The 12,626-nt window shown below is 70.0% G+C and carries 14 protein-coding genes; 5 read left to right on the top strand and 9 right to left on the bottom strand.

Features of this window, described 5'->3' with window-relative positions; translation table 11 throughout:
• Positions 1-146: 146 nt before the first annotated feature.
• Positions 147-626, top strand: coding sequence for a bacterioferritin (gene bfr / locus OG905_RS29985; protein WP_142216594.1), 480 nt, complete (start codon positions 147-149; stop codon positions 624-626).
• A 12-nt stretch (positions 627-638) separates the two neighbouring features.
• Here the strand turns inward: bfr and OG905_RS29980 are convergent, their stop codons facing one another.
• A complete protein-coding gene (locus OG905_RS29980; protein WP_443044010.1) occupies positions 639-896 on the bottom strand; it encodes a (2Fe-2S)-binding protein in 258 nt (85 codons plus the stop codon).
• 169 nt (positions 897-1,065) lie between these two features.
• Positions 1,066-2,418, bottom strand: a complete 1,353-nt coding sequence (locus OG905_RS29975; protein ID WP_328678723.1) for a class II 3-deoxy-7-phosphoheptulonate synthase — start codon at positions 2,416-2,418, stop codon at positions 1,066-1,068.
• 109 nt (positions 2,419-2,527) lie between these two features.
• Between OG905_RS29975 and OG905_RS39235 the strand changes: the two genes are divergently transcribed.
• Entirely contained in the window at positions 2,528-2,584 is a 57-nt protein-coding gene (locus OG905_RS39235) for a trp operon leader peptide (RefSeq protein ID WP_443044093.1), read from the top strand.
• 106 nt (positions 2,585-2,690) lie between these two features.
• On the top strand, positions 2,691-4,568 hold the full coding sequence (locus OG905_RS29970) for an anthranilate synthase family protein (protein ID WP_328678722.1): 1,878 nt from the start codon (positions 2,691-2,693) through the stop codon (positions 4,566-4,568).
• A 156-nt stretch (positions 4,569-4,724) separates the two neighbouring features.
• Here the strand turns inward: OG905_RS29970 and OG905_RS29965 are convergent, their stop codons facing one another.
• The 4 genes from OG905_RS29965 to OG905_RS29950 form a co-directional block, all read right to left on the bottom strand.
• Positions 4,725-5,753: a 6-phosphofructokinase gene (locus tag OG905_RS29965; RefSeq protein ID WP_328678721.1), complete on the bottom strand. Its 1,029-nt coding sequence runs from the start codon at positions 5,751-5,753 to the stop codon at positions 4,725-4,727.
• Between the two features lie 153 nt (positions 5,754-5,906).
• Positions 5,907-6,581 carry a response regulator transcription factor gene (locus OG905_RS29960; RefSeq protein WP_328678720.1) on the bottom strand — a complete coding sequence of 225 codons (675 nt, stop codon included), beginning with the start codon at positions 6,579-6,581 and terminating at the stop codon, positions 5,907-5,909.
• Positions 6,578-7,789 (bottom strand): MacS family sensor histidine kinase, encoded by a 1,212-nt coding sequence (gene macS / locus OG905_RS29955; RefSeq protein ID WP_328678719.1) that lies wholly within the window; start codon positions 7,787-7,789, stop codon positions 6,578-6,580. The genes OG905_RS29960 and macS overlap by 4 nt, the downstream gene beginning before the upstream one ends.
• 28 nt (positions 7,790-7,817) lie before the next feature.
• Positions 7,818-8,585, bottom strand: a complete 768-nt coding sequence (locus tag OG905_RS29950; protein ID WP_328682680.1) for a lysophospholipid acyltransferase family protein — start codon at positions 8,583-8,585, stop codon at positions 7,818-7,820.
• Positions 8,586-8,804: 219 nt separating this feature from the next.
• Here OG905_RS29950 and OG905_RS29945 point away from each other — a divergent pair, with 219 nt between their 5' ends.
• Both OG905_RS29945 and OG905_RS29940 read left to right on the top strand, forming a co-directional pair.
• The gene (locus OG905_RS29945; RefSeq protein ID WP_266478963.1) at positions 8,805-9,584 is read left to right on the top strand and encodes an alpha/beta hydrolase; all 780 of its coding nucleotides are present in this window, start codon (positions 8,805-8,807) and stop codon (positions 9,582-9,584) included.
• Positions 9,577-10,185, top strand: a complete 609-nt coding sequence (locus tag OG905_RS29940; RefSeq protein WP_328678718.1) for a hypothetical protein — start codon at positions 9,577-9,579, stop codon at positions 10,183-10,185. The genes OG905_RS29945 and OG905_RS29940 overlap by 8 nt, the downstream gene beginning before the upstream one ends.
• A gap of 13 nt (positions 10,186-10,198) precedes the next feature.
• On the opposite strand, the gene OG905_RS29935 is transcribed toward OG905_RS29940, so the two are convergent.
• From OG905_RS29935 to OG905_RS29925, 3 genes are all read right to left on the bottom strand, one after another.
• Positions 10,199-10,954: an endonuclease/exonuclease/phosphatase family protein gene (locus OG905_RS29935; protein WP_328678717.1), complete on the bottom strand. Its 756-nt coding sequence runs from the start codon at positions 10,952-10,954 to the stop codon at positions 10,199-10,201.
• 175 nt (positions 10,955-11,129) lie between these two features.
• Positions 11,130-12,071, bottom strand: coding sequence for an ROK family glucokinase (locus OG905_RS29930; protein ID WP_324973909.1), 942 nt, complete (start codon positions 12,069-12,071; stop codon positions 11,130-11,132).
• A gap of 66 nt (positions 12,072-12,137) precedes the next feature.
• Positions 12,138-12,590, bottom strand: a complete 453-nt coding sequence (locus tag OG905_RS29925; RefSeq protein WP_328678716.1) for a DUF5304 domain-containing protein — start codon at positions 12,588-12,590, stop codon at positions 12,138-12,140.
• Positions 12,591-12,626 lie beyond the last annotated feature (36 nt).

The following is a 12,626-nucleotide window of genomic DNA, read 5'->3' as shown; positions in this document are numbered from 1 at the left end:
GGTGACAGACATGGAGGGGTGGTCATGACCAGGTCTGGCCGGATTCGGGCAACTCCTACTAAGCATGCACTTACTGGACTGCCCCCTGCCTCGATGCGAGGATGCGCGCACCTGCCCCAGTCACACGCGCGGAAGGAGCCTCTGCGATGCAGGGCGACCCCGAGGTCATCGAGTTCCTCAATGAGCAGCTGACTGCCGAGCTGACCGCGATCAACCAGTATTTCCTGCACGCGAAGATGCAGGAGAACTTCGGCTGGACGAAGCTCGCGAAGTACACCCGGGCCGAGTCGTTCGACGAGATGAAGCACGCGGAGGTACTGACCGACCGCATTCTCTTCCTCGACGGCCTGCCGAACTACCAGCGGCTCTTCCATGTGCGCGTCGGTCAGACGGTGACCGAGATGTTCCAGGCCGACCGGCAGGTCGAGGTGGAGGCGATCGACCGCCTCAAGCGCGGCATCGAGGTGATGCGAGCCAAGGGCGACATCACGTCCGCGAACATCTTCGAGTCGATCCTGGAGGACGAGGAGCACCACATCGACTACCTCGACACACAGCTGGAGCTGGTGGAGAAGCTCGGTGAGGCGCTGTACATCGCGCAGCTGATCGAGCAGCCGGAGAGCTAGGCCGGACAGGCCCTACGCGGCTTCGCTGAGCTCGGGCCGAGGGGCCGGCTGGGTGTCGGCGGCCAGTACGGTCGCGCCGCTGCCCTGCTCGAGCAGTTCCCGGCGGGGGCAGGCACCACGGCCCAGGATCCCCTGAATTCGGCGCACGCACGTTCCGCAGTCGGTACCGGCCTTGGAGACCGACGCTATCTGGCGGGGGGTGCAGGCACCGGCATCCGCGTGTTCCTTCACCTGCTTCTCCGTGATGCCGAAGCACGAGCAGACGTACACGCGGTTCACCTCCCGGGCGGGATCGATGGGTGGCGCCTTCCCGATGATCGGTGAGGCTAACCTAACCTTACCCGGCGGGACGCGTCCGCAAAAGAGCCGGATATGCCGATGGGGCACGGATCACATCGATCCGCGCCCCACCGTCGTTGATCCGTCACTACGGGTCCACCTACTGGTCGCGGTACATCTCCGCGACCAGGAAGGCCAGATCCAGGGACTGGCTGCGGTTCAGTCGCGGGTCGCAGGCCGTCTCGTAGCGCTGGTGCAGATCGTCGACGAAGATCTCGTCGCCGCCGCCCACGCACTCGGTGACATCGTCACCGGTGAGCTCGACATGGATGCCGCCCGGGTGCGTGCCGAGGGCCTTGTGGACCTCGAAGAAGCCCTTGACCTCGTCGAGCACGTCGTCGAAGCGGCGGGTCTTGTGACCGGATGCCGCCTCGAAGGTATTGCCGTGCATGGGATCTGTGACCCAGGCCACCGTGGCACCGGAGGCCGTGACCTTCTCGACCAGCTCGGGGAGCTTGTCGCGGACCTTGTCGGCGCCCATACGGACGACGAAGGTCAGCCGGCCCGGCTCGCGGTCGGGGTCGAGCTTCTCGATGTACTGCAGCGCCTCGTCGACCGTGGTCGTCGGGCCGAGCTTCACACCGATCGGGTTGCGGATCCGCGAGGCGAACTCGATGTGCGCGCCGTCCAGCTGGCGGGTGCGCTCACCGATCCAGACCATGTGGCCGGAGGTGTTGTACAGCTGGCCGGTCCGCGAGTCGGTGCGGGTCAGCGCGCCCTCGTAGTCGAGCAGCAGCGCCTCGTGGGAGGAGTAGAACTCGACCGTGCGGAACTCCGCCGGGTCGGTACCGCATGCCTTCATGAAGTTCAGCGCGTTGTCGATCTCCCGCGCGAGCTGCTCGTAGCGCTGCCCGGAGGGGGACGACTTCACGAAGTCCTGGTTCCAGGCGTGCACCTGGCGCAGGTCGGCGTAGCCGCCGGTGGTGAAGGCGCGCACCAGGTTGAGCGTCGCCGCGGATGCGTTGTACATCCGCTTGAGGCGCTCGGGGTCCGGGATCCGGGCGGCCTCGGTGAAGTCGAAGCCGTTGACGGAGTCGCCCCGGTAGGTGGGCAGCGTCACGCCGTCGCGGGTCTCGGTCGGCTTGGAGCGCGGCTTGGAGTACTGGCCGGCGATACGGCCGACCTTGACCACGGGCACGGACGCGGCATAGGTGAGCACCGCGCCCATCTGCAGCAGGGTCTTGAGCTTGTTGCGGATCTGGTCGGCGGACACGGCGTCGAAGGCCTCGGCGCAGTCGCCGCCCTGGAGCAGGAACGCCTCGCCCTTGGCGACGGCTCCCATCCGGGCGCGCAGCTGGTCGCACTCGCCCGCGAAGACGAGCGGCGGATACGACTCGAGGTCCGCGACGACATCGCGCAGAGCCTCGGCATCGGGGTACTCGGGCTGCTGCGCCGCGGGCAGGTCTCGCCAGGTGTTGCCACCGACAGCGGTGGTCTTAGCGTTCACGGTCACCCTGACCACATTACGGGGTCGTGTCGGCCGTCCATTCCTCTGCTCAGTAAATGAGACGACCGGGTCCGGCCGCACAGTCGGGGAAACGACATCGGGTAGGGTTCGGCGCATGTTCGCGCATTCGACTCAGAACTGGTGGTGGACCGCAGATCCGGCGGCCCACTGACTGATCGCGCGCAACAGGATCGCGAAGGCCGCCCGAGGGGCGGCCTTCAGTGTTTCCCGGGTCCGGGGACAGCGGCCGTTCCTCCCACCCGGAAGGAACACACCGGATGCCCATCAGCCGACTGCTCGACGACGACTGCCCTCCCTTCGCCCTGCTGCGCAGGCGCACTCCCGGCCGCGACCACGACACCGTCGAGGTCCTGATCGGCGCGGTGCACGAGGCGGAGCGGCTCGCCGACATCCCCGCCACCGACCGTCCCTCGCTCGCCCTGGTCCCGTTCCGCCAGATCAGGGAGCGCGGCTTCGACGTACGCGACGACGGGACGCCACTGTCCGTGCTCGTGGCCGACGAATCGCACGAACTCCCCCTCGCCGACGCCCTGTCGCAGCTTCCCGCCCATGACGTACGGGTCGAGGGCGGGGCCTTCGACGTCGGCGACGAGGAGTACGCGGGCATCGTCCGGCGCGTCATCGAGGACGAGATCGGCCGGGGCGAGGGCGCGAACTTCGTCATCCGCCGCACCTACACCGGCAGCATCCCCGGCTTCGGCCGGGCCGACGCGCTCGCCCTGTTCCGGCGGCTGCTCGACGGCGAGCGCGGTGCGTACTGGACCTTCGTCGTGCACACCGGCGAGCGCACCCTCGTCGGGGCCAGCCCCGAGGTCCATGTCCGGATGAGCGGAGGCACCGTCGTGATGAACCCCATCAGCGGCACCTTCCGCTATCCGCCCGAGGGCCCCACCCCCGAGGCACTGCTCCGCTTCCTGGAGGACCGCAAGGAGCGCGACGAGCTCTCCATGGTCGTCGACGAGGAGCTGAAGATGATGTGCACCGTCGGCGACATGGGTGGCGTCGTCGTCGGGCCCCGGCTCAAGGAGATGGCTCATCTCGCGCACACGGAGTACGAGTTGAGGGGCAAGAGCTCCCTCGATGTACGGGACGTGCTGCGGGAGACCATGTTCGCGGCGACGGTCACCGGCTCCCCCGTGCAGAACGCCTGCCGCGTCATCGAGCGCCACGAGGTGGGCGGGCGCGGCTACTACGCCGGTGCGCTCGCGCTGATCGGCAAGGACGCGGGCGGGGCGCAGACCCTCGACTCCCCGATCCTGATCCGTACCGCCGACATCGAAGCCGACGGGTCCCTGCGGGTGCCGGTCGGGGCCACGCTGGTGCGGCACTCCGACCCGGCGGGCGAGGTCGCCGAGACACACGCCAAGGCGGCGGGGGTGCTGGCCGCGCTGGGAGTTCGCCCGGGGCGGCCCCGCGAGGACGCCGGGCGGCCGGGGCTCGCCGACGACCCGAGGGTGCGGGCCGCACTCGACGCCCGGCGCGCCGACCTCGCGCCCTTCTGGCTGCGGATGCAGGAGCGGTCCGCGCAGCTGTCGGGCCACGCCCTGGTCGTCGACGGCGAGGACACCTTCACCGCGATGCTGGCCCATCTGCTGCGCTCCACGGGCCTTGAGGTGACCGTACGCCGGTACGACGAGCCGGGCCTGCGCGAGAGGGTGCTCGCGCACCCGGGACCGGTGGTGCTGGGTCCGGGGCCGGGCGATCCCGGAGACGCCGCCGACCCGAAGATGCGCTTCCTGCGTGCGCTCGCCGCGGAGCTGATGCGCGATCACCGCCACGGGCTGCTCGGTGTCTGCCTCGGCCACGAGCTGATGGCCGCGGAGCTGGGCCTGGAGATCGTACGCAAGGACACGCCGTACCAGGGGGCGCAGGAGCGTATCGACTTCTTCGGACGTGAGGAGACGGTGGGGTTCTACAACAGCTTTACGGCGCGGTGCGATGACGCGGCGGCGGTGGAGCTGGGGGCGCGGGGGGTCGAGGTGGCTCGCGATGCGGTGTCGGCGGAGGTGCATGCGGTGCGGGGCGCGGGCTTTGCCGGGATCCAGTTCCACCCGGAGTCGGTGCTGACGCTGCGGGGGCCGGAGGTGGTCCGGGGGCTGGTCGCGTCGATGACGGGGGCGGCGGGGCGGGCCTGATTTTTCCCCACCCTGCCCTCCCCCAGACTCCGTCCGGGGGGGACCCCCAACCTCCGTGTGCGGGGGCTCCGCCCCCGGGCCCCGTATGCGACCTTCGGCCGCATGTCCTCAAACGCCGGACGGGCTGAATGTCCAGCCCGTCCGGCGCGGCACGGGTCAGCCGAAGAACACCCCCACCTCCTCGTACAGCTTCGGGTCCACCGTCTTCAGCTTCGCCGTGGCCTCGGCAATCGGCACCCGCACAATGTCCGTGCCCTGCAGCGCCACCATCTTCCCGAAGTCCCCGTCCCGCACCGCGTCAATCGCGTGCAGCCCGAAGCGCGTCGCCAGCCAGCGGTCGAACGCGCTCGGGGTGCCGCCGCGCTGGACATGGCCGAGGACCGTGGTGCGGGCCTCCTTGCCCGTTCGCCTCTCGATCTCCTTGGCCAGCCACTCACCGACTCCGGAGAGCCGGACATGACCGAAGGAGTCGAGCGAGCCGTCCTTGAGTACCGCCTCGCCGTCCTGGGGCATGGCGCCCTCGGCGACCACCACGATCGGTGCGTAGCTGGCCTTGAAACGCGAGGTCACCCAGGCGCAGACCTGGTCGACGTCGAAGCGCTGCTCGGGAATGAGGATGACATTGGCGCCGCCGGCGAGACCGGAGTGCAGGGCGATCCAGCCCGCGTGCCGTCCCATCACCTCCACCACCAGGACGCGCATATGGGATTCGGCGGTGGTGTGGAGCCTGTCGATCGCCTCGGTGGCGATGCCGACCGCCGTGTCGAAGCCGAAGGTGTAGTCCGTGGCGGACAGGTCGTTGTCGATGGTCTTGGGCACGCCGACGCAGTTGATGCCGTACTCGTCGTAGAGCCGCGCGGCCACACCGAGGGTGTCCTCGCCGCCGATCGCGATCAGCGCGTCGACCTCGTTCTTGGCGAGGCTGTCCTTGATACGGCGGATGCCGTTCTGCGCCTTGAGGGGATTGGTGCGCGAAGAGCCGAGGATGGTGCCGCCGCGGGGCAGAATGCCTCGTACGGCCGGGATGTCGAGCGTAACCGTGTCGCCTTCCAGGGGGCCGCGCCAGCCGTCGCGGTAGCCGACGAACTGGTATCCGTACTCCTGCACGCCCTTGCGGACGACACCACGGATGACCGCATTGAGCCCGGGGCAGTCGCCGCCCCCGGTCAGTACTCCGACGCGCATGGAAACTTCCCTTCGCCTGGTGAGCCGTATGACCGCCACGCTAATGGTGATCCAGGTCACTAAGGGATGGGGCGAAAGGTCAATTCCTCTTCGTCATGCGGCGGTTGACGCCCGTCTTTCACCCGTACGAGTAGCGACCGAAGGGCGGAAAGGTCACGCGTCGTCCAGGCCGCGTTCGATCGCGTACCGCACCAGCTCCACGCGGTTGTGCAACTGGAGCTTTCCGAGGGTGTTCTGGACGTGGTTCTGGACGGTGCGGTGGGAGATGACCAGACGCTCGGCGATCTGCTTGTACGAGAGCCCCTTGGCGACGAGCCTCAGCACCTCGGTCTCGCGCTCGGTCAGCTGCGGGGCCTTCGGCTCGTCCCCGCCGGACGACGGCGCGGGCTCGGAGGCCAGCCGGCGGTACTCACCGAGCACCAGGCCCGCGAGGCCCGGCGTGAAGACCGGATCGCCGACGGCGGTGCGGCGCACGGCGTCCGTCAGCTCCTCCGTACTGGCCGACTTGAGCAGATAGCCCGTCGCCCCGGACTTCACCGCCTCCAGGACGTCCGCATGCTCACCGCTAGCGGAGAGCACGAGGACCCGCAGGGCCGGGTGGGAGCCGACGACCTCCTTGCACACCTGGACTCCGGGCATCCCGGGGAGGTTGAGGTCGAGGACAAGTACGTCGGGTGTGACGGCGCGGGCGCGGCGCACGGCCTGTGGGCCGTCACCGGCGGTCGCGACCACGTCGAACCCGGCCGCACCGAGATCCCGGGCGACGGCGTCCCGCCACATCGGGTGGTCGTCGACGACCATCACCCTGATCGTCTGCTGCTCCGTCATTTCTCTGCCTTCCCCCGTGGAACCTTCAACTCGACTTCTGTGCCCTGGCCCGGGACGGAGATCAGCTCCGCCGAACCGCCCAACTCCCGCAGCCGCCCGCGGATCGACAGGGCGACTCCGAGCCTGCCCTCGCCCTCCGCCTGCGCCAGCCTGCCCTCCGGGATGCCCGGGCCGTCGTCCCGTACCGTCACGATCACCTCGTCCGGCCAGTCCTCGACCAGGATCCAGGCCTGGGCGTCCTGACCCGCATGTCTGGTGACATTGTCCAGGGCGGCACTGACAGCGGCGGCCAGCTCCGCGGCCGCGGCGGCCGGAAGCAGGACCGGGGCGCCCGGCTCGGAAAGCGTCACCTTCGACCCGGCGTGGTGGGCCAGCAGCGACCGCAGATCGTGGAGTTCGGGCCCGCCGGGCGGCTCGTCGTCCACGTCGACCGTGCGGACCACCGCGCCCTGCGAGGCGTCCTGTGACGCGCGCATCGTGGGCACCAGACCGCTGGAGACCAGAGTGCGCAGCGCGACCTCCTGCTCCCCCGCCATCCGCCCGAGCTCCGCGGCCTCGCCGCCCAGAGCCGTACCGCGTCGCTGCACCATCGCCAGCACCTGGAGCACGCTGTCATGGATGTCCCGGGCCAGCCGCTCCCGCTCGCGGGTCGCCGCCTCGATCTCCAGGGCGCGGGCGAGGGTGCGCTCGGAGGCGCGGGCGACCTCGACGACGTAGCCGATGGCGATGGAGGCGACCCAGACCAGCAGGACGTTGTGGAAGGTGTCCCGGCTGGGCTCGCCGCGCTCGATGATGTTGGCCACGGCGACGAACGAGGAGGCGAAGCCCGCCCAGCGCCAGCCGCCCTTGATGGCGAAGGCGAGGACGGAACCCGCGGTCCAAATCGTCGGCAGGGTGGGCCCGTCGACGTGCTGTGCCTGGAAGTCGGCGAGCGGGGTGAGCAGTATGCCGGTGAGCGCGATGGTGAGATCGGCGATCAGGAACCGCTTGGTGCAGCGGGTCGCGTTGGCCACCTTGGGCAGCGTGACCAGCGTCCATACGCTCATCACCGCGAGGAAGGCGACCGCGACCCAGGGGCGCTCGAACTTGTCGGGGATGAAGGCGAACAGGAGATCCGCGTAGATCATGGTCAGTACGCGGTATCCGGCGAGCGCACGCCACAGCGGCAGCTCGACCGACATCCGCACGACACGCTCGCGCTTGGCCATTTCCCCCACCCCAGGACGGACTGCGCGGCTACGCGGCCGGCCGGCCCGTCGTCTCTGCCGTGTCCGACTTCTCCGCCTTCTCTGCTGCCTTCTCCGCTGCCTTCGCGGCAGCCTTCTCGGCTTTCTCCGCCTCCGCGATCTGACGCTTCGCGGCGGTCGCGTAGATGTCGACGTACTCCTGGCCCGAGAGCTTCATGATCTCGTACATGACCTCGTCGGTCACCGAGCGCAGGATGAAGCGGTCGTGCTCCATGCCCTGGTAGCGGCTGAAGTCGAGCGGCTTGCCGATCCGGATCCCCGGGCGCATCAGCTTGGGGACCACCTTGCCGGGCGGCTGGATCTTCTCGGTGTCGATCATCGCGACCGGGATGACCGGAGCGCCCGTCGCGAGCGCCACGCGCGCGAGGCCACCGGGCTTGCCGCGGTAGAGGCGGCCGTCCGGGGAGCGGGTGCCCTCCGGGTAGATGCCGAACAGCCCGCCGCCCTCGATGACCTCGATGCCGGCCTTGACCGCCGCCTCGCCCGCGCCGCGGGCGCCCGAGCGGTCCACCGGGAGCTGGCCGACACCCTTGAAGAAGGCGGCGGTGAGCCTGCCCTTCACCCCGGGCGAGGTGAAGTACTCCGCCTTGGCGATGAAGGTGACCTTGCGGTCGAGCACCGCGGGGAGGAAGAAGGAGTCCGAGAAGGACAGATGGTTGCTCGCGAGGATCGCCGGTCCGTCGGCGGGAATGTTCTCCAGTCCCTCCACCCAGGGCCTGAAGGCGAGCTTCAGCGAGCCTCCGATGGAGAACTTCATTGCGCCGTAGATCAACTCGGGTGCCTCCTGTGTGCTGTCGAACAGACCTTAACCCGAGGCGGGCCAGGGATCGCTGTGCCGGGGGGCTTACGCACCTGGTCGGTGTCAGTCCGGTCGCGTACGGTGAAGTACACCGTCAAGACACTGACGCTGTGCCTGACCGGGGCCTGCAACATCAGCGGTTGCGCCGCGGGCCCCGAACCCCGAAAGGAGACCCCGGTGCCGGTCCTTCCTGGAGCTGAGCCGTTCCGTCATGAGGGCGGCGAGGTCGGCGTCCTTCTGTGTCACGGATTCACCGGTTCCCCGCAGTCACTGCGCCCCTGGGCCGAGTATCTGGCGGAGCGCGGACTGACCGTGTCCCTGCCGCTGCTGCCCGGCCACGGCACACGCTGGCAGGACATGCAGGTCACCGGCTGGCAGGACTGGTACGCCGAGGTGGACCGCGAGCTGCGGGTGCTGCTGGAGCGGTGCAGTCAGGTCTTCGTCTTCGGGCTCTCCATGGGCGGCGCGCTGACACTGCGTCTGGCCGCGAAGCACGGCGACTCGGTCAGCGGCATCGTCGTGGTCAACCCGGCGAACAAGGTCCACGGCCTGTCGGCACACGCCCTGCCGGTCATGCGGCACCTGGTGCCCACGACCAAGGGGCTGACGAGCGACATCGCCAAGGAGGGCTCGGTGGAGGTCGGATACGACCGGGTGCCGCTGCACGCCGCGCACTCCCTGCGGAACTTCTTCCGGCTGGTCGACGGCGAGCTGCCGCAGGTCACACAGCCGATGCTGCTGCTGCACAGCCCGCAGGACCATGTGGTCCCGCCCGTCGACTCGGCCCGCATCCTCAGCCGGGTCTCCTCGACCGACGTCACGGAGATCCTGCTGGAACAGAGCTACCACGTGGCGACGTTGGACCACGATGCGGAGCGGATTTTCGACGAGAGTTACGCGTTCATCGGCCGCCTCGCTCCGAGTGTCGGGAAGAAGGGGAGCACCACCGGTGGCTGAGCAGCACGACGCGGACCGCGAGCCGCAGCCGATCGACGAGGAGGCCGCCTGGGCGGCCATCGTCGCGGGGTACGGCGAGGAGCCGGCCGACCCGCCGGGTGCCAAGCCGTTCAAGTCGGTGGACGATCTCGCCGTGCTGGAGGGCGATCTGAACGAGACCCCGAAGCGCGGCCCGAAGGAGCGCCCGGCCGGGCCGGAGCCGGAGCCCGACGCGGACGACGCCGGGGACGGGGACAGGAACTCGGAACGGCCTGCGCTGGGGAGTTCGATCACCTTCGCGCCGGGCGTCGGCGGCCCGCGCGACTACCAGGTGGCCGAGCCCAAGGACGAGGACCTCGACGACGGCGACGAGGGCCACTTCGTACCGCCGGAGCCGCCGGCGCTGCCGGAGGCCGATGTCACGGCCAGGTTCGCCTGGCTGGCGGTCGTCGGCGGTCCGGTGCTGATGCTGATCGCGGTGCTGCTGCAGTGGGACATGACGTGGTGGCTGACCACGCTGTGCGTCGGCGGTTTCCTGGGCGGCTTCGCCACCCTGGTGGCCCGGATGTCGCACGGCGACGACGAGGACGACGACGACCCGGGCCGCGGCGCGGTGGTGTAGCCGGTCAGGCCTTTCAGGTCCCCGGGACCCGCAGCGCCGCCAGCACCGGAAGGTGGTCCGTCGCCGCGCGCAGATCGGCCTCGGTGATCCCCGGGAGGCCCAGCGGCACACCGCATCCCAGCACCTCGACGCCCGGTGTGGCGAAGATCGCGTCGATCCGCTGGTGCGGGTTGTCCGGCGTCGAGGTGTACTCACCGCCCCAGGGCGCGACCGCCCAGCAGTCCTGAAGTGGCTGAGCGAGCCTGCGGAAGCTGCGGCCTGTCGGCCGCTCGTTGATATCGCCCGCGGCGATCGCGTACGGCACGTCCATCGCGTTGAGCCGGTCCAGCAGCATCCCGGCCTGTGCGTAGCGCTCGTCGCGGCGCAGGCTCAGATGACAGCTGAGCAGTCCGATCCGGGCGTCCCCGATCCGTACGACCGCGGTGGCGAAGCCGCGCCGGTGCAGTCCGGGGGTGAGCGGCAGCAGCACGTCCTGCGTACGCTCCACCGTCGCGCGCAGCGAGCAGAGCAGGAGCGGCCCGGTGGCGGTCGCCCCGCCAGTCAGGACCACGAGCTCACTCTTGGCAGCGAGCCGGGCGGCGTGTTTGCGCCAGCGGAAGAAGCGCGGGGCCTCCTGCACGAAGACCAGGTCGGGCCGACAGGCGCGGATCACCCGGGCCAGTGCGTCCTCGTCGTCACGCATGGAGCGGATGTTGTAGCTGAGCACCCGGATCACTGCCGAACCGTCCGGCTCGGTGCGGGAGTTGGGCAGCGGGCTCGTCGTCGCCATGGCGATCAAGATACGACAGCGCCCGCCGCTCCCCCATGGGGCGCGACGGGCGTCTGCGCGAACACGGCTAACGGCTGACGGCTGCCCGCCGAATACCGCAACCATCAATTGAGCAACCCCGACGGCGACCAACCAGCTCCGCGAGAACGGCGCCGGCTGAGGCGCAAAGGGGGGCTTAGCCTTGGCGCGCCAGGTCCGCCGCGCCCACCAGGCCCGCCTTGCCGCCCAGTTGGGCAGCGAGCACCTGGGCGTGCGGACGCCACTGGCCGCCGATCAGCCAGCGGCGGAAGGAGTTGCGGATCGGGTCGAGGACCAGCTCGCCCTCGTCCGAGACACCGCCGCCCACGATGAACGCGGACGGGTCGAAGAGCGAGGCGAGATCGGCCAGACCGGCGCCTGCCCAGCGGGCCAGCTCGCGGAAGGAGTCGATCGCAACCGGGTCGCCCTGGCGGGCGGCCGCGCTGATGTGCTTGCCGTCGATGCCCGCGACCGTGCCGTCGCCGAGGCCGAGGAGCACCGTCGCGTTCTCGGGGGTGGCGTTGGCGCGCTGCTTGGCGTACCGCACGAGGGCGCGCCCGGAGGCGTACTGCTCCCAGCAGCCCTGGCTTCCGCAGCCGCACAGCAGACCGTCCGGGACCACCCGGATGTGGCCGAACTCCGCCGCCACGCCGAAGCGTCCGCGGCGCAGCTTGTTGCCGATGATGATGCCGCCGCCGAGCCCGGTGCCGAGGGTGATGCAGATGACGTCCTCGTGGCCCTGGCCGGCGCCGAAGCGGTACTCGCCCCAGGCGGCCGCGTTCGCGTCGTTCTCGACGACCACGGGGAGGCCGACCCGCTGCTCGACCTTGTCCTTCAGCGGCTCGTGGCGCCATTGGATGTTCGGCGCGAACAGCACGGTGGCGCGCTTGTCGTCGACGTATCCCGCGGCGCCGATGCCCACGGCCTCGATGTCGTGCCCCTCGCCGGCCCCGGCCACGGCGGAGCAGATCGCGTCGACAATGCCCTCGGGGGTCGACGGGGTGGGCACCGTGTACGTCTCAAGAATGGTGCCCTCTTCGTCGACCACGCCGGCCGCGATCTTGGTGCCGCCGATGTCGACGCCGATGGTGAGTCCCATGTGTCCCTCAGTTTTCGGTCGAGCCCCGCTACGGCCAACCGTACCCGAGGGCGGGCACCGCCCGGCTCAGTCCAGGTCGATGTGCTCGCTCGCCCCGGGGCCCTCGTCGCGGGGGTCCGTGGCGTCCCCGGAGATGTCCGGATCCGGGGTCCGCTCCTGGGTCCAGCGTCGCTCATGGCCCTCGACTGCGGATCGATAGGCGGCGAGCAGTTCGCTGCCCGCCGCCGCGAGGTGGTCGAAGATCTCCGGGTTGCGCTCGATGACCGGCTCGACCGCGGACTTCGCCTGGCTGACCAGCTGCTGCACGGCGCTCTGCGCGGCCATGCCGGGCAGCGACGTCTGGAAGGTGGAGACCTTCTCGGCGACGACGTCGAGGAGTTTGCGCAGCTCCTCGGCGGCGGAGCTCGGCGGTGTGCCGTACTGGGTGCGGCGGCGGGCCTTCTCGGCCTCGAGATCCTCGGCGCAGGCCTTGGCCCAGGCGTCGTCGTCGACGGCGGGACGCTCGGTGGCATCGCTCATGGCGTACTCCTGCGGAAGGACGGGCGGAACGGAGGG

This window comes from Streptomyces sp. NBC_00322 (genome assembly GCF_036147535.1).
GTDB lineage: Bacteria > Actinomycetota > Actinomycetes > Streptomycetales > Streptomycetaceae > Streptomyces.
Note: the sequence above shows the minus strand (reverse complement) of the source record. Positions and strands in the feature narration are given on the sequence as shown.